Here is an 18,920-nt window from a genome sequence, read left to right as displayed (position 1 = left end):
GTACATGAAGGACCCCTTCCTTGCGCCTAGCGCAAGGAAGGGGTCCTTCATGTACTTGTCCGCGCGCGAAGGGCCCGCCTTTCAGTGCTGCGCCGCCAGGAAGCGGTCGATCAGCTCGCTGATCGGTTCGAGGTCCTCTTCCAGCGCGAAATGCCCGGTGTCGAAGAAATGAACCTCCGCCGAGGGAACATCGTTCCGGAACGCCTCGGCTCCCGCCGGGATGAAGAACGGGTCGTTGCGGCCCCAGACGGCGAGCACGGGCGGCTGGGCCTCCCGCAGCCACGCCTGGAACTTCGGATACGCGGGCGGGTTGTTCCGGTAGTCCCAGAACAGGTCGAGCATCGCCTCCGCGCGGCCGGGGCGCTCCAGGAAGTACTGGTCCAGCAGGTAGTTCGCGGGATCGATGGCCTCCGGATCGCGGGCGCCGGTGTACTGGTACCGGATCTGGTCCGGTTCGAGGATCGCCTCGAAGCCACGCCGCGCCTCGGTTTCGTCCGTCAGGGAAGGGAAGTCCGGCATCGCAGGCCCGAGCCCCTCGACGTAGGCGTTGCCGTTCTGCGTGATCAGCGCCGTGATCTGGGACGGCCGCGAGACGGCCAGCCGAAAACCCGTCGGGGCGCCGAAGTCGAAGACGTAGAGCGCGTACCGGCGCAGTTCCAGCGCGTCGACGAACTCGCCGATCACCTCCGCGAGCCGATCGAAGGTGAAGGTGAATCCCTCGGGTGTGACGGTCTGCCCGAAGCCCGGCAGGTCCGGCGCGACGAGCCGCCACCGTCCGGCGAGGCGGCGCATCAGCCGCGTGAACTGGTGAGACGACGTCGGGAAGCCGTGCAGCAGAAGCAAAACGGGCGCTTCGGGGTCGCCGGCTTCGCGATAGAAGACCTCGACGTCGCCGAGCTTGACCGACCGGTGCCGGATGGTCGCCATGAGCACTCCCTAATGGTTAGAACTGTCTTGAACCATTAGTACCTGATAGTGTCAAGGCATGCTCGATCTCGACTCGCTTCCCGGTGACGATCTCGCGGTGAACCTCGCGGACACCGTCATGCTGGCCGTCTCGCCGTCGATCGATCTGCTCGACGACGGCCACGCGAGGTTCTGGGCGGCTCAGGCGTCCCTGCTGCCCGAAGGCGCCCGGCCGCCGTCGGCCGAGCAGACGCGGAGGCTGCGGTCGGCGGTGCGTGAGGTGCTGGAGGCGGCCGTGGCCAGGCGGGAGCCCGAGGCGTGGGCTGTCGAGCGGGTCAACGCGGCCGCGGCCGCCGTCCCGACCAGTCCGCGGCTGACCGCCGACGGCGCGCGGACGACCTGGCACGGCGAGGACGGTGGCGAGATCGCGCTCGCCGCCGTCGCGGTCGCCGCGATCGCTCTCGTGTCCGGGCCGCGTGCCGCTCAGCTGCGGCGATGCGGCGCGCACGACTGCTCGATGCTGTTCGTGGCGGCGAACAGCCGCCGGGTCTGGTGCACGCCGTCGTTGTGCGGCAACCGCGTCCGGGTCGCCCGCCACGCCAAGAAAGCCCCTTAGCGCTCCCTTCACCGGCGCCTGGGTGCCCCCAATGTGGCATTGGAGACGCCCAACGTCCCCAATGCCACATTGGGGACACCGGCTGCGCAGCAGCTAAGCAGCGAAGGCGCCCCTTAAAGCTCCAGCAGCATCCGGCTGTTGCCCAAGGTGTTCGGCTTCACATACGGCAGGTCGAGGAACTCCGCGACCCCGGGATCGGCGGAGCGCCGCATCTCCTCGTAGACCTCCTGGGTCACCGGAGTCCCGTCGATCTCGACGAAGCCGTGCCCGGCGAAGAAGTGAGTCTCGAAGGTCAGCACGAACAGCCGTTTCAGCCCGATCTCGCGGGCGAAGCCGATCAGCTGGTCGACCAGCGCGTGCCCGATGCCGCGCCCTCGGGAGGTCTTGTCGACCGCGATGGTGCGCAGCTCGGCGATGTCTTCCCACAGCACGTGGAGCGCGCCGCAGCCGAGCACGTCGTCACCGTCTTCGACCACCCAGAACTCCTGGACGCTCTCGTAGAGGGTGACGAGGTCCTTCTCCAGCAGCACCGTCCCCGCGTCGGAGTCGACCAGCGCCTTGATCTTGCGGACGTCCGCGATCCTGGCCCGGCGGACGAGAGGACGGCGGTGGAGGAGAGGCTCTGACGGCACGTCCACCATTAAGCCATCCCCGGGGCCCGGCCCGGTCGAGGGCTCGCCCGAGCGAGCGATCGGCGACCCCGCGAACAGGCCAGCTACCCTAAGGCACGTGCCTTCTCCCACCACTGATCCTGTCGCCACCCGCCGCGTGTCCTTGCTGACCCTCGGTTGCGCCCGCAACGAGGTCGATTCCGAGGAACTCGCCGGACGGCTGGCGGCGGGCGGCTGGGAGCTCGCCGCCGAGCCCGAGGACTCCGACGTCGTGGTCGTCAACACCTGCGGCTTCGTCGAGTCCGCCAAGAAGGACTCGGTCGACACGCTGCTCGCGGCGTCCGACACCGGCAAGAAGGTCGTCGCCGTCGGCTGCATGGCCGAGCGCTACGGCAACGAGCTGGCCGAGAGCCTGCCCGAGGCCGACGCGGTCCTGGGTTTCGACCACTACGCCGACCTCGCCGAGCGTCTGGACGACGTCGTGGCGGGCCGCAAGGTCGAGTCCCACACGCCGTCGGACCGCCGCAAGCTGCTGCCGATCAGCCCGGTCCAGCGCCCGACAGCCGCCGAGTCGGTCGAGGTGCCGGGGCACGCGCAGCACGGCTGGGGCCCGCGCGTGCTGCGGACCAGGCTCGACACCTCCCCGGTGGCCGCGCTGAAGATCGCCTCCGGTTGCGACCGCCGCTGCTCGTTCTGCGCGATCCCGTCGTTCCGCGGCTCCTTCGTGTCGCGGCAGCCGGACGAGATCGTCGCCGAGGCGATGTGGCTCGCCGAGAACGGCGTCAAGGAGGTCTTCCTCGTCTCGGAGAACTCCACCTCCTACGGCAAGGACTTCGGCCGCGACGGCGCCCGCGCGCTGGAACTGCTGGTCCCACGGCTGGCCGAGGTGCCCGGCATCGAACGCGTCCGCGTCTCCTACCTGCAGCCCGCCGAGACGCGTCCCGGACTGGTCAAGGCCATCGCGACCACACCGGGCGTCGCCGACTACTTCGACCTGTCGTTCCAGCACTCCAGCGAGACCGTGCTGCGCCGCATGCGCCGCTTCGGGTCCACGGACTCGTTCCTCGCGCTGTGCGAGCAGATCCGCGAGTACTCGCCGAACGCCGGCATCCGCACCAACGTCATCGTCGGGTTCCCCGGCGAGACCGAAGAGGACGTCGCCGAGCTGGAGCGCTTCCTGAGCGGCGCGCGCCTGGACGCCGTGGGTGTCTTCGGTTACTCGGACGAGGACGGAACCGAGGCCGAGACCTTCGACGGCAAGCTCGACGAGTCCGTGGTGGCCGAGCGGGTCGCGCGGATCTCGGCGCTGGTCGAGGAGCTGACCTCGCAGCGGGCCGAGGACCGCATCGGCGACTTCGTCGACGTCCTGATCGAGCAGGCCGAGGACGCCGAGGACCCGATCGGCCGTGCCGCGCACCAGGCCCCCGAGGTCGACGGCGAATGCGTCCTGATCGAGACGGACGACCTGCCCGCCCTGGCGGTGGGGGACTTCGTGCGCTGCGAGGTCGTCGACTCCGAGGGCGTCGACCTGATCGTGCGGCCCGCGCCGCCCGAGGCCGACCGGTGAGTGCCGCCCCGAGCGACGCCGGGGCCGGTGAGGGAACGGGCGGCGAGCACGCCCGGGTACCCGAGGCGACCCCGGTCCCGACCCTGAACCTGGCGAACCTGCTCACGATGTCGCGGCTGGTGCTGGTGCCGCTGTTCGTGATGGCGCTGTTCGCCGGGGACGGGGTGGACACCTTCTGGCGGGCGATCGCCACCGCGTTGTTCGCGATCGCGTCGTTCACCGACCAGGTCGACGGCTGGGTCGCGCGCAAGTACGGGCTGATCACCGACTTCGGCAAGATCGCCGACCCGATCGCCGACAAGGCGCTGATCGGCGCCGCGCTGATCGGGCTGAGCGTGCTCGGCGAGCTGGGCTGGTGGGTCACCATCGTCATCGCGATCCGCGAGATCGGCGTGACGCTGCTGCGGTTCTGGGTGATCCGGCACGGCGTCATCCCGGCCAGCCGGGGTGGCAAGGCCAAGACGCTCGCGCAGATCGCGGCCATCACCGCGTACCTGCTGCCCCTGCCCGCGTCCGCCGAGCCGGTGCGCTGGGTGCTGATGGGGCTCGCGCTCGTGCTGACCGTTGTGACCGGGCTCGACTACGTCGTGCGCGCGGTGCGGCTGCGCTCCGCCGGAAGGCGTGCCGCCGGCGCATGAATGCTGAGACCTTGATCACTCACCTGATCGAGCGTAAAGAGACGGTGGCGACGGCCGAGTCGCTGACCGCCGGTCTGGTCTGCGCGAGGTTGACCGAGATCCCCGGATCGAGTGCCGTCGTCCGCGGCGGCCTGATCGTCTACGCCACCGACCTCAAGGCTTCGCTCGCCGGAGTCGACGCGGACCTCCTCGCCGCGCACGGTGCCGTGCATCCCGAGGTCGCGGCGCAGCTCGCCACCGGCGCGCGGGAGCGGTGCGGCGCCACCTGGGGCCTCGGCTTGACCGGCGTCGCGGGTCCGGCCGGACAGGACGGCGTCGCCCCCGGCACCGTCCACGTCGGGCTCGCCGGGCCGGACGTGCTCACCGTCCGTACGCTGGACTTGAGCGGCGATCGAGCCTCGGTCAGGGACGGCGCGGTCCGCGGCGCGTTCGCCCTGCTGGGGGAACATCTCGCATGATCGCCGCGTTCGCCCTTGGCGTATTGCCGTGTCAACACCTGCGCCCGGGGCACCGCTCTGGGTAACGTAGGGGGTAGTCAGTCCTGGAAGGGAGGCGCGTGATGACCGTGCTGTTGCGCGAGGCGATCGGCGACCGGCTCCGACACGCCCGCACGAACCAGCGTCGAACGCTGCGGGACATCTCCCGCGCCGCCAGGGTGAGCCTCGGATACCTCTCCGAGGTCGAGCGCGGGCAGAAGGAGGCGTCCAGCGAGCTGCTGGCGTCCATTTGCGAGGCCCTGGACCTTCCGCTGGGCGAACTCCTGCACAAGGTCGCCGCGGACGTCTCGGCGATCGACAACGTCGAGGTCGCCCCGGTGGACGAGAAGGTCGAAGCGGGCAAGCGGCGCGCTCCGGAGCGGGAAAGCGCCGAAGCGGGCCTCGAAGGCGGTCACCTGGTGTCCGAGCTGATCGGCAACGACCTGGCCGACCTGCGGATCTCGCCGCCGCCGCGGATGAGCCCCGCGTTGCGGACGACGATCTCCGCACCGAAGATGGTCGCCGCTTAGCGAGACGTGAACGCCGAGAGGCCCCAGGCAGTCCGCCTGGGGCCTCTGCCGTACCCCGCGTCAGCTCGCGGCGCTGTCGAACGTGCCCGCCTGGTAGGAGCCACCCTTGGTGTGCGTGATCACGAGCAGCCGGTTGGCGGCGTTGATCATCGCGACCAGGTAGATCAGCGCGGCGACCTGGTCGTCGTCGTAGTGCTCGCGCACCTGTGACCAGGTCTCGTCCGAGACGCCCTGGGCCGCGTCGGCGAGGCGGCTGCCTTCCTCCGCGAGCGCCAGCGCGGCCTGCTCGGCCTCGGTGAACACGGTCGCTTCGCGCCAGGCGGCGACCAGGTTGACCCGGACCGCGGGTTCGCCGGCGGCGGCCAGGTCCTTGGCGTGCGCGTCGACGCAGTAGCCGCAGCCGTTGACCTGGCTGGCCCGCAGCGACACCAGCTCCTGGACGACCTTCGGCAGTGTCGAGCCCTTGATGGCCACACTGACTCCTGCGAAGCGCTTGCCGATCTTCGCGCCGAGCTCGTTGCTGTTCAGATCGAAACGGGAATCCATGATCTCGCCCTCATTCGTGGTCGTGTGCTGAACCGGACGACCACCAGATGCCGGTGGGCGGGAAGCGCTGACAACACGAAGGCGTGACGTGCGCCACGTCGTGGACGTGTCAGAAACCGGCGAGGTCCGGTGTCTGGTGGGGGACACCATCCCCAGGAACAGGAGCAGTCCATGTCCGACACCGCCACGGAGGCGTTCGTCGCCCACCGGAACCTGCTCTTCACCGTCGCCTACGAGATGCTCGGCTCGGCCGCCGACGCGGAGGACGTCCTCCAGGAGACCTGGTTGCGCTGGTCGGGCGTCGAGCTCGCCGCGGTGGAGAACCCACGGGCGTACCTCGTCCGCATCACCACCCGGCAGGCGCTCGGCAGGCTGCGCACCCTCGGCCGCCGCAAGGAGTCCTACGTCGGACCTTGGCTGCCGGAACCGCTGCTCACCACACCCGACGTGGCCGACGACGTCGAGCTCGCCGACAGCGTCTCGATGGCGATGCTGCTGGTGCTGGAGACGCTCACCCCGACCGAGCGCGCGGTGTTCGTGCTGCGCGAGGTGTTCGCCGTGGCCTACGACGAGATCGCCGAGGCCGTCGGCAAGACCCCGGCCGCAGTCCACCAGATCGCCCACCGGGCCCGGGCGCACGTCGCCGCCCGGCGGCCGAGGGGTGGCGCGTCCCCGGCAGAGACCCGGGACGTGCTCGACGCCTTCCACCGGGCGGTCCGGACCGGTGACCTCCAGGGGCTGCTCGACGTCCTCTCACCCGACGTCGTCTTCCTCGGTGACGGGGGAGGGGTGGTGCGGGCCGTGCTGGAACCCGTGGTCGGCGCCGCGCGGGTCGCGCCGCTGCTGGCGGCGAGACGTCCGGCGCGGGACGAGGCGGCGTCGATGCTGGAGGCGCAGGTCAACGGGTATCCCGCGTTGATCCTGCGGTTCGGCGGCGAGGTCGACACCGTCATCGCGCTGCGCGTCGAGGAGGGGCTCATCACCGGTCTCTACGCCGTCCGCAACCCCGAGAAGTTGTCACGCCTGGCAGAGGAGACCGCTCTGCGCCGCTGACTCGGGCCGTCTTCACCCAGGGTCACCGGCCGGTGAACCCGAAAGGTCGTGGACATCACAGTCAGGGGGATCCCTGAATTCCGTCGGGGTCGCCTGGAACGCGGGACGCCGACCTGACACGATGGAACTCAACGCCGGGGTCGGGACGTTGCAACATCAAAGAGGGGACGCCCCACCTCGAGGTAACAGCCCGTGGGATGCGAGAAGGCAGGCGGAGGAGATGGCCAACCCGTTCGTGAAGTTCTGGAAGTACATGATGGCGGCGTTCTCGTCGAAGATCGACGAGCACGCCGACCCGAAGGTACAGATCCAGCAGGCCATCGAGGAGGCACAGCGCAACCACCAGGCGCTGACCCAGCAGGCCGCCTCGGTGATCGGTAACCAGCGTCAGCTGGAGATGAAGCTGAACCGTCAGCTCGGCGACGTGGAGAAGCTCCAGGCTTCGACCCGCCAGGCGCTGGTGCTCGCCGACGAGGCGCGTGCCAAGGGCGATGAGCAGAAGGCGACCGAGTTCGAGAACGCGGCGGAGAGCTTCGCCGCGCAGCTCGTCACCGCCGAGCAGAGCATCGAGGACCTGAAGACCCTGCACGACCAGTCGCTTCAGGCGGCGGAGCAGGCGAAGAAGGCCGTCGAGCGCAACGCGACCATGCTGCAGCAGAAGCTGGCCGAGCGTACCAAGCTGCTCTCGCAGCTGGAGCAGGCGAAGATGCAGGAGCAGGTCTCCGCTTCGCTGAACCAGATGAGCCAGCTGGCCGCGCCGGGCAACACCCCGTCGCTGGAGGACGTTCGCGACAAGATCGAGAAGCGCTACACCACGGCGCTCGGCTCGGCCGAACTCGCACAGAACTCCGTCCAGGGCCGGATGATGGAGGTCCAGGCCTCCACGACGCAGCTCGCGGGGCACTCGCGGCTGGAGCAGATCCGCGCGTCCATGAAGGGCGACTCCGTCGCTCAGGTGACCGACGGCAAGACCGCCGCCGCGCCGAAGGCGTCGAGTGGTGCGGACATCCAGCGTGAGATCCAGGCACGGGTTCAGGCCGAACAGGGCAAGAACCCCGCCTGACACATCAACGGGAGCCGGTCCCGCACCCGCGGGTGCGGGACCGGTCTCACCTGAAGACAGGGGAGAGGGCAATGGGGCAGGGCAGGCGCAAGGACTTCGGGGAGTTCACCGCCAAGCTTGAGAAGCACATCGAGAAGCTGCCCGACTACGCCCAACGCGCGCAGGAGAAGCTGCAGCGCTACATCCCGCCCTCCGAGCAGGGCTCCTCTCCTCGACCGGCTCAGCCGCCGCGGCCGCGTCCTCCGATGCCGCAGATGCCGGCCATGCCGAAGATCTCGCAGCAGCTGACTTCGATGGCGTCGGGGCAGATCCCGGTGGTCGCCGAGGCGAAGGCCAAGTGGGCCCGCTGGAACGAGCCCGCGGCCAAACTGGAGAGACAGAAGCGCCGCACGTCCCGTGCGCTGACCTTCTGGATCCTCCTCACCATCCTTTGTGGACTGTACGCGTTCGTCGCCGGCGCGGGCCTGCTGAAGGCGGGCCAGGCCGACGTCCTCCAGGCCATCGCGGGCGGCGCGTTCACCGTCATCTTCGGCACCTTCGGGGTCAAGTCGGGACTGCGGCTGCGGACGCTCAAGCGCACCGTGCTGCCCGCCGCGCCCGCCGCCCCGCCGCCGCTGCCCCCGGCGCGGTCCGTCGCGCGCGCTCCGATGGAGCGCCTCGTCGAGAGCGAGGCTTCGCTGGCGGAGCTGCTTCGCCAGCTTTCGCAGCCGACGTCACTCGGCACCATGCCGGTCTCGGAGATCGCCGTCGCGGACGCCCGGACCACCGCCGCCGAGGCCGCGCAGGCCCTGCGCGGGCTGGCGGGCCGGATCCAGGCCATCGAACGCGGCCGCGACGCCGCGCCCGAGCGGGAACGAGGCGCCCTCGACGCCGCCATCAAGCAACTGCGCGAGCAGCTCGAAGACGGCCTCGACGGCTACGGCGGTCTCGTCGCGGCCGCCGGGCACACGGTCGCCGCGAGCTCGGACGGTATGACGTCGTCCAAGGAATCGCTCTCCGACGCGACCGACAAGCTCGCCGGCCTCGCGATGGCCCTGCGCGAACTGTCCTGAACCCGTAACTCGCGTGCTTGAACCCGTGACTCGCGTGCTTGGACACGGATCTCGCGTGCTTGAAGGCGGATCTCACCGGTGCCCGCCTGATCACGCGAGATCCGCTTACAATCACGTGAGTCCCGCCTCCAATCACGTGAGTTCCGGCTTCAAGCACGTGAGTCACGGCTTCAATCACGTGAGTTCGGTCTTCGAGCACGCGGGCTGAGCAGGCGCTTTCCTGGACAATCGTCTCATTCGTCGTCGCTAATACTCCATTGCGTAACGACTCGCTCACTGTGCGGTACCGAAATGCTCGCGTAACCCGAAACCGCTGGTGACGGCAACGCGCGATGCCTAACGTTTCTCTCATGCACGCAGTGCTTCTCCCAGCTCGGGCCTGAACCCAGCCCGCGTGAGCGGGCGTCCCAGGGTGGCGGACCGGACACAGTGGATCTCGCGCAGTGGTCTTTCTCGTCCCCCCACCGAGGAAAGGACGCCCCAGTGACGACGCTCCCTCCAGAACCAGAGCCGATCCCCGCGCCGCCTCCCAGTTCCTACCAGCGCGCCATCGCCGCCTACGACCGGATCGCCGAGGTCGACCGGCCCGACGTCTGGATCGCCCTCCGCCCCGTGGAAGACGCCCTCGTGGAGGCGAAGGCTGTCGACGAACGGGTCCGCGCGGGCGCGGACCTGCCGCTCGCCGGAACCCTGGTGGCGGTCGCCGACACCGTCGACGTCGCCGGTCTACCCGGGACAGGGGACGAGGTCTGTTGCGCCAGCGCCCCTTCGGTGTCCCGGCTGACCGAGGCCGGGGCGGTGGTGATCGGCCAGACCAACTGCGATCGGTTCGGCGCCGATCTCGAACACACCCGCAGCCCGTACGGCGTCGTGAGCGCCGCGCTGAACACCGCCAAGGTCTCCGGGAGCGCGAGCAGCGGCGCGGCCGTCGCCGTCGCGCTCGGCCTCGTCGATCTGGCGGTCGGCACGGACACGGCGGGGGCGGGCCGGGTTCCCGCGTCGCTCAACGGGATCGTCGGCTTGAAACCGACGCTCGGCCTCGTGCCCAAGACCGGTGCCGCGCCGTGCGGCGGGATCGCCGTGTTCGCGCGCAGTCTCACGCTGGGCCAGCGCGCGCTGGGTCTGATGACCGGTCCCGACGAGGCCGACCCGCTCGCTCGTGACTGGCCCCCGGACGTCCGCCTGTCGGCCGGGGATCGGCCGAAGGTGGCGATCCCGGGGTCCGGGACGCTCACCGGACTGTCCTTGCAGTCCCGCTCCGCTTTCCTCGGCGCGGTTTCCGCGCTGCGGGCGTCCGGGGCACTCGTCGAGACGGTCGAGGTCTCGGCGCTGCTGGCGGTGGGCGAGTTGATCCATGACGACGGCTTCACCGCCGACAGGCAGCGTGTCGCCGAGGCCGGGATGCTCGCGCTCCGGATGCTGTCCGAGTACGACGCCCTGGTCCTCCCGACCGTCGCGGACCACCCCGAGGTCGCCGAGGCGCTGTCCGATCCGGACGGTGTCGTGAAACGGCTGGAGCGGTTCACGGCGTTCGTCAACCTGCTCGACCTCGCCGCGGTCACGGTGCCGTCGTCGCCGTCGGATCTCGGGCCGTACGGGGTGTCGGTGGTGGTGCGGCCGTTCGATGACCAGGTCGCCATCGACCTCGCCGCCGTGCTCACCGACGAACAGGCCGACTTCCCTTACCCCGCACCGGGTGCGGATCTCGTGGTGTTCGGCGCGCATCTGCGCGGGCAGCCGCTGAACGACCGGCTGGTCACCGCCGGGGCGCGGTTCACCGGGCTGGTCCAGACCGCCGAGGGATATCGGATGCTGTTGCTGCCCACCGAACCACCCCAGCCGGGCGTGGTGCCGGTGAGCGCCACGGGCGAGCACACGATGCTTTCGGGTGAGCGCTGGCGGCTTTCGCCGGCCGCGCTCGGGGCCTTCGCGGCCACGCTGCCCGCCCCGTTCGTCCTGGGCCGGATCCGCCTGGAGAACGGGGACACGCCGCTGGCCGTCCTTTGTGACCAGGCCGCCTCGGCGACGGCGACGGAGCTGACGCGGTACCAGTGCTGGCGGGCGTACCTGCGGTTCGTCAGTACGGCCGGGCCGCGAGACCTCGGGCGACCCGCTTGACCAGACCGGGACCGTGCAAGGCGAAACCGGTGTAGAGCTGGACGAGACCGGCGCCGGCGTCGAGCATCCGGGCGGCGGCGCCGGCGTCGAAGATCCCGCCGACGCCGATGATCGGCAGCTTGCCGCCGGTTTCGTCGTGCACGAACCGCACCACCTCGACCGAGCGAGCGGTGAGCGGGCGGCCGGAAAGCCCGCCCGCCTGCTCGCCGACGGCGGCCTCGGGCGGCGCGATCCCTTCGCGGGACAACGTCGTGTTGGTCGCGATCAGCCCGGCGACGCCGTGGTCGAGACAGACCTCCAGCAGTTCCGCGAGCGCTTCGTCGGTGAGATCGGGGGCGACCTTCACCAGCACCGGCGTCGGCTTCGCGGCACCCGCGAGTTCGGCCGAGGTCTTCCGGAGCTCGGCGAGCAGCTCCGCCAGCGCGGACTTGTCCTGCAACGCCCGCAGCCCCGGTGTGTTCGGGGAACTGACGTTGATCGCGAAATAGTCGGCGTACGGATACAGCGCCCGCAGCGAGAACCGGTAGTCCTCGACGGCCTCGTCGAGCGGGGTGACCTTGGACTTGCCGATGCTGACCCCGAGCGGCACCGGCGGCTTCCCGCTCGCGGCGAGGCGGGCGGCGAGTGCTTCCGCGCCTTCGTTGTTGAAGCCCATCCGGTTGATCACCGCGTCGGTCCCGGCGAGGGTGAACAGCCGCGGCTTGTCGTTGCCCGGCTGCGGATGCCGGGTGACCGTGCCGACCTCGACGAAGCCGAAGCCGAGCGCGGGCCACGCGTGCAGCGCGCGGCCGTTCTTGTCCATCCCGGCGGCGAGGCCGACCCGGTTGGGGAAGCGGAGACCGAGGAAGGTGACCGGATCGTCCGTCCGGTAGACGCGGCCGAGCGCGCCGAGCGCGGGGGAGAACCGGCTCAGCCCGGCGAGCGTGCCGATGGTGCGTTCGTGCACGGTTTCGGGGTCCCCGCCGGAGACCCGGTAGAGCGCGGGGCGGACGATCTTGTCGAAGAACACGGCCCCATCATGCCTGGTGAGATCTAGGCGCTCGCCTTCCACTCGTCTTCGAGCATCGCGAAGACGAGTTCGTCGGTCCATTCGCCCTTGACGACCTCGTTCTCGCGCAGGTGCGCTTCCTTGCGCATGCCCAGGCGCTCCATCAGCGTGGCCGACGCGGTGTTGCGCCCGTCACAGCGGCCGATGATCCGGTGCAGGCCCAGCTCCTCGAAGCCGAGCCGCAGCAGTTCGGTGGCGGCCTCCGCGGCGAACCCCTTGCCGTGGTGATCGGGGTGGAAGACGAACCCGATCTCGCCCTGCCGGTGCTCGCTGCTGAGGTATTCGAGGTTCAGGTCGCCGATCAGCTGCCCGGTCTCGGTCAGTTCCACGGCAACCGCGAGGAGCTGACCTTCCTTCGAAAGACTGCTGCTGTGCACCCGTTTGGCGAGCGCGGCGGCGGATTCGGCCCGGCTGCGCGGACCCCAGTAGAGGTAGCGGGCGACGTCGGCCCGGGACTGGAAGGAGTTGAGTTCGTCGAGATCCGCGGGGGTGAAGGCGCGGAGGGTCAGGCGCGGGGTGGTGATCGGGAAGTCGGGCCTCAACATGGCGTCAGGCTATCCAGTCGGCGGGGTTCCCGGGACGGGAACAGTGGCGGACGGTTCTCCGGGGCGGTGGATGGTCACATCGCCCCGGGCAAAGGGAGTAACCCGGAAATAGGGGTACCCCCGAGGCGGCTCCCGGACGCCGGAATCGGCGGCCGGGCCCGAGCCGGACCGGTGCTCGGGAACCTCGGGGGCCCGGTGACTGCCTGGTATTCGCTATCAGGCACCACGCGAAGCAGAGACGACGAGCCGAAGGTGGCTCCAACTTGCGTTGTATCGCTGCTCAAAAGTCCTACGCGTGCGGTCCGCTAGCGGACAGTCACCTCACGAGTCCTGTTGGAATACAACTTTGGACCACCTCCTCTCTCGTGTACCGCCACGCTATGCGAGGGGTTCGAGGTCCTGCAACAAGATTTCTTCGATCTCCGTCAGGAGGGCCGTTTTGTCCGCCGAGGGCTGAAAAGACGCTTCCACGGCGTTCTTCGCGAACCGGGCGATTTCGTCCGCCGTCAGGCCCAGGGTTTCGGCGACCGCCACGTACTCGCCGTCCAGGGTGGCGCCGAACATCGGCGGGTCGTCGGTGTTGAGCGTGACCATCACGCCGTGGTCGAGCAGGCGCCGCACCGGATGTGCTTCGATCGACGGGAACTGTCCGGTACGGATATTCGACGTGGGGCAGACCTCCAGCGGGATCCTTTGCGTCGCAAGGTATTCCAGGAGCGCCGGGTCGGTGTGCGCGCCGACGCCGTGCCCGATCCGTTCGGCGCCGAGATCGTGCACCGCCGACCAGACGGTGGCCGGTCCGGTGGTCTCGCCCGCGTGCGGGACGCTGTGCAACCCGGCCTCCCTCGCCGTGGTGAAGAACGGGGCGAACTGCGCCCGGCCGACCCCGACCTCGGGTCCTCCGAGCCCGAAGGACACCAGGCCCTCGGGACGTTCGCGGAGCGCGAACACGACCGTCTCGCGCCCGGCGACGACTCCCTTCTCACCGGGAATGTCGAAGCACCAGGCCAGTTCCACTCCGTGGTCCGCGCGCGCCGCCGCCCTGCCGGTGGCGAGACCGGTGAGCAGATCGTCCGCCGACATGCCGTCGAGGACGTGGTTGTAGGGCGTGACCGTCACTTCGGCGTAGCGGGCGTTCTGCGCGGCCAGATCCGCCGCCAGCCCGGTGACGAGGGTGTGGATGTCGCGGGCGTCGCGCACCAGCGACGTCACCGCCAGGTAGTTGCGGAGGAAATGCGGGAAGTCGCGGAAGGTGAAGAAGTGGGCGAGTTCGCCCGCCTCGGTCGGCACCCCGGCGGACGGGCGGCGCCGGGCCAGTTCCAGGACCGTGGGCAGGCTCGCCGAGCCGACGAGGTGGACGTGGAGTTCGACCTTGGGCAGGGCGTGCACGAACGCGCGCAGCGCCTCGCCCGTGAGGATTCCGGGCATGACAAAGCTCCCTGGGAAAGAAGTGAAGGGTGACGTGAGAGGGAGCGGGCGGCTCAGGGAGCGAGGTCGCCGCGTTCGGTGTCGGCCCCGTAGAGCGGGAGCTTGAACAGCGTCACGAAGCCAGCTTAGCCGCCGGGAGCGGGTCCGGACTGGCATTTCGGGCAGAACCAGGTCGGCCTCGCCTGGTGCCCGGGCCCCTGGGATTCGATCCGGAGCCTGCCGCCGCAGCGGAAACACCCTTGTTTGGTCCGCTCGTAGACCCAGTGCTCACGGCCGCGGCGCAGGTCCCCGGTCGTGGTCTGCGAGGTACGCCAGGCGTTGGTCTTCAACAGTTTGCGGCCGAGCGCGACGGCTTGGGCGGGGTCCACTCCGGACACCGGCGTCCACGGGGTGACGCCGAGCAGGAAGCACATCTCGACCTTGTACATGTTCCCGATACCCGCCATGATCCGCTGATCCAGCAGGGCGTCGCCCAGTTCACGATCCGGATCCGCGGCCAGCGCGGCCGCCGCCCGCGCCGCCAGCTCGTCCGTCCACTGTGGATCGAGCAGATCCGGGCCGAGATGGCCGACCAGCCGGTGTTCTTCGTCCGTGGGCACGAGTTCGAGGTCGTGCACGCGGAACCCGATCGCCTGCAGATCTTCGGTGGCGAGGATGACCCTGGCCTGATGCGCCGGATGCCGCCAGCGCGCGCCCGTCCGGTAGACGTCCCATTTGCCGTCCATGCGGAGGTGGCTGTGCAGGGTGAGATCGCCGGACAACCGGGTCAGCAGATGCTTGCCGACCGTGCCGACGCCGAGCACGTCGCGTCCGGCGAGATCCGTCGTGGCCAGCTGCGGGACCCTGAACTCGCCGCGCAGCAGGGTCTTCCCGGCCAGTGCCTTGTCGAGGACCTTGCCGGCGAGGAAGACGGTGTCGCCTTCGGGCATCGGCGTCTACCCGGTGCCGGTGTCGCTCAGCTTGGCGGACTCTTCGGTGGTCTCGGGTTCTTCCTCGCCGCGGACGCGATGCCGTCCGGCCCGGCTGGAGCGGAGGACCTTCGCCAGCACCATGTTGAAGGTGAGCGCGATCTCCTGCGCGCCGGGGGAGTGCCACTCGTGGATCGGGCTGCACGCGCCCTGCGCCTGCTGCACCGCGAGCCTGTCCGGGATGGCCGTCGGCATGACCAGCGGGCCGAAGTTCTCCCGCAGCTCCGCCACCCGGAACTGGTGCTCGTAGGAGCGCACGCGGAGCTTGTTGACCACGACGCCGATCGGCCGCAGCCCCGGGTTCTGCTCCTCGCGGATCTTCTCGATCGCGTCGAGCGCCCGGCGGGCACCGGAGACGGCGTACATCGTCGGCTCGGTGACGATCAGGGCGCTGTCCGCGGCCACCAGCGCCGAGCGGGTCAGCCTGCCGAGCGACGGCGGGCAGTCGAGGATCACCAGTTCGTACGGTTCCTCGCGCAGCGGGTTCGTGTGCAGTTCGTCGAGCGCGCGGGAGAGGTTCTCCAGCCGTCGGCTGTCGGCGTCGGGCTCGTTGAGCATCTCCAGCTCTTCGGCGCCGACGAGGACGTCGATCTGGTCGCTCCACACGCTGGGCGCGATCGCGCGTTCGAGCACCGAGCGCACCGGCGTCTCCAGGACGTCGGCCAGCGTGCGGTCGGTGAAGGGCGGGTCCAGCGAGGTGGTGGCGTTGCCTTGCGGGTCGAGGTCGGCCACGAGAGTCCGGGCGCCCCTACGCAGCGCGGCGGACGCGACACCGAGGGCGACCGTCGTTTTACCGACGCCACCCTTCAGGCTGAGAACAGCGACCGTGTGCACTCGATACAGCCTACGGGCAGTCGGCGTGGCGGCTCCTTGGCAAGGTGTCGAACACCGCATCGGACTACACCCGGCGGGCCGGCGAAGGCGGGCATTACCCTGTGCGTTTATGAAGACGGACACCGTGGCCACGCGGGGATCGGGGGCGGTTCGCCGGGTTCTCGAAGCAGAACTCCGGGCCGCACGAGCGCGAGGCGAACACCAGCCGCACGTCGTCGACGTCGGCGGCGGCAGCGGCGGCTGGGCGGTGCCACTGGCCTCGGCGGGCTGCCTGGTGACCGTGGTCGAGCCCAACCCGAACGCCCTGGCGACCCTGCGCCGCCGGGCGGAGGAGGAGGGCGTCTCCGGCAGCATCACCGTGATCGCCGACGACTCCGACGCGCTCGGAGCCCACGTCGCGGACGGATCGGCCGACCTCGTCCTCGCGCACGGACTGCTCGAAGTCGTCGACGACCCGGCGCTCGTCCTCGCCGCGCTGGCCGCCGCGGTCAAACCCGGCGGGGCGGTCTCGGTGCTGGTGGCGAACCGCCACGCCGCGATCCTGCAGCGCGCGCTGGCCGGACGGCTCGGCGAGGCGCGGGAGCTGCTCGCGGCCGAGAGCGGCGTGCTGGGCGGCGGCCGGGAGACCGTGCTGCGGCGCTTCGACGCCGAGGCTCTCCGCGCGCAGCTGATCGCCGTCGGACTCGACGTGACCTCGCTGCAAGGCGACGGGGTCGTGGCGGACTTCGTGCCCGGCGGGGTGCGGGAAGAGGACCTGGCGGAGTTCGAGCTGGCGGCCGCTTCCGTGTCGCCGCTGCGGGACATCTCCAGCCGGCTGCACGTACTGGCCCGTCGCCCGGCCTGACCCTCGGTCGCGAGCTTCTCCGGATGTCATGAAAGGGTCGTTCAGGACGAAAAGTGTCCTGAACGACCCTTTCATGACACTTCGGGGTCAGGCGCGGCGGGAATTGTCGGTGGTCCCGGCTAGCGTCCACCCGTGGGGAGAAACGCTGAGCTGCCGGGTGGGATGGCCCGCTACCGGGTGACGACCGGGGCCACCACCTGGCCCGACGACACCGGCTGCGGCCTGCTGCACGTCGACATGGACGCCTTCTTCGTGTCCTGTGAGCTGCGCACGCGCCCGGAGCTGGCGGGCAAGCCGGTGGTCGTCTCCGGCGGCGGCCCGAGGTCGGTCGTCGCGGCCGCGAGCTACGCGGCGCGCGAGTTCGGCGTCCGGTCGGCCATGCCGTTCTCGACCGCCAAACGGCTCTGCCCGCAGCTGATCTGCATCACCCCGACACCCGGCTTGTACGGCGAGGTGTCCCAGGGCGTCATGGGGATCTTCCGCGAGCTGACACCTCTGGTGGAGCCACTCAGCCTGGACGAGGCCTTCCTGGACGTCAGCGGGGCGCTCAAGCGGCTGGACTCCTCGCCCGCGCGGCTCGGCGCCTGGATCCGGGAGCGGGTGGCCGCCGACTTCGGGATCAGCTGTTCGGTCGGCGTCGCGAAGGTCAAGTTCGTCGCCAAGCTGGCGTCCGGGATGGCGAAACCGGACGGCATGGTCGTCGTCCCGGCGGCCGAGACGCTCGCGTTCCTGCACCCGCTGCCGGTGTCGGCGCTGTGGGGCGTCGGCAAGCGCACGGAAGAACATCTGCGGCAGCAGGGCCTCGACACCATCGCCGACGTCGCCACCGCGCCCCTGGCCCGCTTGCGGCGCTCGCTGGGCCGGGCGCTGGGGGAGCACCTGTGGGCGCTCGCGAACGGGCACGACGAACGCGAGGTGATCCCGGAGACCCCGGACAAGTCGATCGGCGCCGAAGTGACCTTCGACGTCGACCTCCACGACCGCTCGGCGCTCGGGCTGGAACTGCTCCGGTTGTCGGAACGCGTCGCCGCGACCCTGCGCCGCCGGGGGCTGCGCGGCCGGACGGTGTCGATCAAGGTCCGGTTCGCGGATTTCAAGACGATCACCCGGGCCAGGACAACCGCCGTCGGAGTGGATGTGGCCCGGGACATCCACCGCACCGCCGTCGAACTCCTCACCGAGCACGCGCCGACGGGCGCAGTCCGCCTGATCGGCGTAAGAGTCGAGGGATTGGACACGGAGAGTGATGGGGAGCAGCTGCTTTTCGACTCATCGGAACCCCGTTGGCGGGATGCGGAAGTCGCGGCCGACGTCGCGAGGTCGAAGTTCGGTGCGGCCGCCGTGCGGCCCGCGTCACTGCTGACCCCCCGTGACCAGTGACATTGGCTGCTCAGCCGTCTTCGAGAGAGCCGAGTCGGGTGGTTTCGGCCAATTCGATCCCTTCCGGATACGGGATCGGGTAGTCGGACGAGCGCGGGGCTCGTATCCTGGACAGAGACACCCCGCCTGGGGTTGTCTGTTGGGTCCATGACGTTGCGCGGCCCGGCGCCCGCGACAGCTGTGCCGGAGGAGGAAAGATGCCACTCTCCGAGCATGAGCAGCGGCTGCTCGATCAGATCGAGCGCGAGCTCTATGCCGAGGACCCCAAGTTCGCATCCACGGTGCGAGGCACCCGGTTGCGCCGCCCCGCCCGCCGACGGCGTTTGCAGGGCATCGCCCTGTTCGTAGTGGGCGTCGCACTTTTGGTGCTCGGCGTGGTGGTCAACATCCGGGTGGCCGAGATCCCAGTGATCAGCGTGCTCGGGTTCCTCGTGATGTTCTTCGGAGTCATGATGGCCGTCACATCGATTCGGCACGGAGCCGAATCGGAGGGCGGTAAGGAGAGCGGTGGCCCGGGGGCCGGCGGAGGAGGCGGCGGTAAGTCGTCCCCGCGCCGGAGCTCGTTCACCCAGCGCATGGAAGAGCGCTTCCGCCAGCGCTTCGAGGAGCAGTAGCTCTCACACACGCGAACATGCCGACGGGGCCTGGCCTCGTCGGCATGTTCGCGTTGTCCTCCACCATCGCTCCCCACAGGAAG

Annotated in this window: 20 protein-coding genes; 12 read left to right on the top strand and 8 right to left on the bottom strand. The window is 70.0% G+C overall.

Features of this window, described 5'->3' with window-relative positions; all coding sequences use genetic code 11:
- Nucleotides 1-81: 81 nt before the first annotated feature.
- Nucleotides 82-927 carry an alpha/beta fold hydrolase gene (locus ACFWMR_RS36690; protein WP_378381723.1) on the bottom strand — a complete coding sequence of 282 codons (846 nt, stop codon included), beginning with the start codon at nucleotides 925-927 and terminating at the stop codon, nucleotides 82-84.
- Nucleotides 928-985: 58 nt separating this feature from the next.
- Here ACFWMR_RS36690 and ACFWMR_RS36685 point away from each other — a divergent pair, with 58 nt between their 5' ends.
- The gene (locus ACFWMR_RS36685) at nucleotides 986-1,522 is read left to right on the top strand and encodes a CGNR zinc finger domain-containing protein (protein WP_378381722.1); all 537 of its coding nucleotides are present in this window, start codon (nucleotides 986-988) and stop codon (nucleotides 1,520-1,522) included.
- A gap of 113 nt (nucleotides 1,523-1,635) precedes the next feature.
- Here ACFWMR_RS36685 and ACFWMR_RS36680 read toward each other — a convergent pair whose 3' ends face one another.
- Nucleotides 1,636-2,163: an amino-acid N-acetyltransferase gene (locus ACFWMR_RS36680; protein WP_167406235.1), complete on the bottom strand. Its 528-nt coding sequence runs from the start codon at nucleotides 2,161-2,163 to the stop codon at nucleotides 1,636-1,638.
- An 88-nt stretch (nucleotides 2,164-2,251) separates the two neighbouring features.
- On the opposite strand from ACFWMR_RS36680, the gene rimO reads away from it, so the two are divergent.
- The 4 genes from rimO (at nucleotide 2,252) to ACFWMR_RS36660 (ending at nucleotide 5,344) form a co-directional block, all read left to right on the top strand.
- Entirely contained in the window at nucleotides 2,252-3,700 is a 1,449-nt protein-coding gene (gene rimO, locus ACFWMR_RS36675; RefSeq protein ID WP_378381721.1) for a 30S ribosomal protein S12 methylthiotransferase RimO, read from the top strand.
- Nucleotides 3,697-4,338, top strand: coding sequence for a CDP-diacylglycerol--glycerol-3-phosphate 3-phosphatidyltransferase (pgsA, locus tag ACFWMR_RS36670; protein WP_378381720.1), 642 nt, complete (start codon nucleotides 3,697-3,699; stop codon nucleotides 4,336-4,338). Before rimO ends, pgsA begins: the two co-directional genes overlap by 4 nt.
- Nucleotides 4,335-4,796 (top strand): CinA family protein, encoded by a 462-nt coding sequence (locus ACFWMR_RS36665; RefSeq protein WP_378381719.1) that lies wholly within the window; start codon nucleotides 4,335-4,337, stop codon nucleotides 4,794-4,796. The genes pgsA and ACFWMR_RS36665 overlap by 4 nt, the downstream gene beginning before the upstream one ends.
- Nucleotides 4,797-4,897: 101 nt before the next feature.
- Entirely contained in the window at nucleotides 4,898-5,344 is a 447-nt protein-coding gene (locus ACFWMR_RS36660; protein WP_167406234.1) for a helix-turn-helix domain-containing protein, read from the top strand.
- A gap of 60 nt (nucleotides 5,345-5,404) precedes the next feature.
- Here the strand turns inward: ACFWMR_RS36660 and ACFWMR_RS36655 are convergent, their stop codons facing one another.
- Nucleotides 5,405-5,890 (bottom strand): carboxymuconolactone decarboxylase family protein, encoded by a 486-nt coding sequence (locus ACFWMR_RS36655; RefSeq protein ID WP_093935938.1) that lies wholly within the window; start codon nucleotides 5,888-5,890, stop codon nucleotides 5,405-5,407.
- 171 nt (nucleotides 5,891-6,061) lie between these two features.
- Here ACFWMR_RS36655 and ACFWMR_RS36650 point away from each other — a divergent pair, with 171 nt between their 5' ends.
- The 4 genes from ACFWMR_RS36650 (at nucleotide 6,062) to ACFWMR_RS36635 (ending at nucleotide 11,176) form a co-directional block, all read left to right on the top strand.
- A complete protein-coding gene (locus tag ACFWMR_RS36650; protein WP_378381718.1) occupies nucleotides 6,062-6,943 on the top strand; it encodes an RNA polymerase sigma-70 factor in 882 nt (293 codons plus the stop codon).
- A gap of 220 nt (nucleotides 6,944-7,163) precedes the next feature.
- The gene (locus ACFWMR_RS36645; protein ID WP_020637705.1) at nucleotides 7,164-8,006 is read left to right on the top strand and encodes a PspA/IM30 family protein; all 843 of its coding nucleotides are present in this window, start codon (nucleotides 7,164-7,166) and stop codon (nucleotides 8,004-8,006) included.
- 71 nt (nucleotides 8,007-8,077) lie between these two features.
- Nucleotides 8,078-9,058, top strand: a complete 981-nt coding sequence (gene pspM, locus ACFWMR_RS36640) for a phage shock envelope stress response protein PspM (protein WP_378381717.1) — start codon at nucleotides 8,078-8,080, stop codon at nucleotides 9,056-9,058.
- Nucleotides 9,059-9,541: 483 nt separating this feature from the next.
- A complete protein-coding gene (locus ACFWMR_RS36635) occupies nucleotides 9,542-11,176 on the top strand; it encodes an amidase family protein (RefSeq protein WP_093935935.1) in 1,635 nt (544 codons plus the stop codon).
- Here the strand turns inward: ACFWMR_RS36635 and ACFWMR_RS36630 are convergent.
- The 5 genes from ACFWMR_RS36630 to ACFWMR_RS36610 form a co-directional block, all read right to left on the bottom strand.
- The gene (locus ACFWMR_RS36630; protein WP_093935934.1) at nucleotides 11,136-12,185 is read right to left on the bottom strand and encodes a quinone-dependent dihydroorotate dehydrogenase; all 1,050 of its coding nucleotides are present in this window, start codon (nucleotides 12,183-12,185) and stop codon (nucleotides 11,136-11,138) included. The genes ACFWMR_RS36635 and ACFWMR_RS36630 overlap by 41 nt on opposite strands.
- A gap of 23 nt (nucleotides 12,186-12,208) precedes the next feature.
- On the bottom strand, nucleotides 12,209-12,769 hold the full coding sequence (locus tag ACFWMR_RS36625) for a GNAT family N-acetyltransferase (protein ID WP_093935933.1): 561 nt from the start codon (nucleotides 12,767-12,769) through the stop codon (nucleotides 12,209-12,211).
- A gap of 378 nt (nucleotides 12,770-13,147) precedes the next feature.
- The gene (gene add, locus ACFWMR_RS36620; RefSeq protein WP_378381716.1) at nucleotides 13,148-14,197 is read right to left on the bottom strand and encodes an adenosine deaminase; all 1,050 of its coding nucleotides are present in this window, start codon (nucleotides 14,195-14,197) and stop codon (nucleotides 13,148-13,150) included.
- Nucleotides 14,198-14,322: 125 nt separating this feature from the next.
- On the bottom strand, nucleotides 14,323-15,126 hold the full coding sequence (locus ACFWMR_RS36615; protein WP_378381715.1) for a DNA-formamidopyrimidine glycosylase family protein: 804 nt from the start codon (nucleotides 15,124-15,126) through the stop codon (nucleotides 14,323-14,325).
- Nucleotides 15,127-15,132: 6 nt separating this feature from the next.
- Nucleotides 15,133-15,999, bottom strand: coding sequence for a ParA family protein (locus ACFWMR_RS36610; protein ID WP_093935930.1), 867 nt, complete (start codon nucleotides 15,997-15,999; stop codon nucleotides 15,133-15,135).
- A 109-nt stretch (nucleotides 16,000-16,108) separates the two neighbouring features.
- Here ACFWMR_RS36610 and ACFWMR_RS36605 point away from each other — a divergent pair, with 109 nt between their 5' ends.
- From ACFWMR_RS36605 to ACFWMR_RS36595, 3 genes are all read left to right on the top strand, one after another.
- Nucleotides 16,109-16,843, top strand: a complete 735-nt coding sequence (locus tag ACFWMR_RS36605; protein ID WP_378277591.1) for a methyltransferase domain-containing protein — start codon at nucleotides 16,109-16,111, stop codon at nucleotides 16,841-16,843.
- A gap of 162 nt (nucleotides 16,844-17,005) precedes the next feature.
- Nucleotides 17,006-18,223, top strand: a complete 1,218-nt coding sequence (gene dinB / locus ACFWMR_RS36600) for a DNA polymerase IV (RefSeq protein ID WP_093935928.1) — start codon at nucleotides 17,006-17,008, stop codon at nucleotides 18,221-18,223.
- A gap of 197 nt (nucleotides 18,224-18,420) precedes the next feature.
- Nucleotides 18,421-18,837, top strand: a complete 417-nt coding sequence (locus tag ACFWMR_RS36595) for a DUF3040 domain-containing protein (RefSeq protein WP_093935927.1) — start codon at nucleotides 18,421-18,423, stop codon at nucleotides 18,835-18,837.
- Nucleotides 18,838-18,920: the final 83 nt, after the last annotated feature.

Origin of the sequence: Amycolatopsis thailandensis, assembly GCF_042723255.1 — a bacterium.
Lineage (GTDB): Bacteria > Actinomycetota > Actinomycetes > Mycobacteriales > Pseudonocardiaceae > Amycolatopsis > Amycolatopsis thailandensis.
The sequence above is the reverse complement of the archived record's forward strand: the minus strand, read 5'-3'. Positions and strand labels throughout refer to the sequence as shown.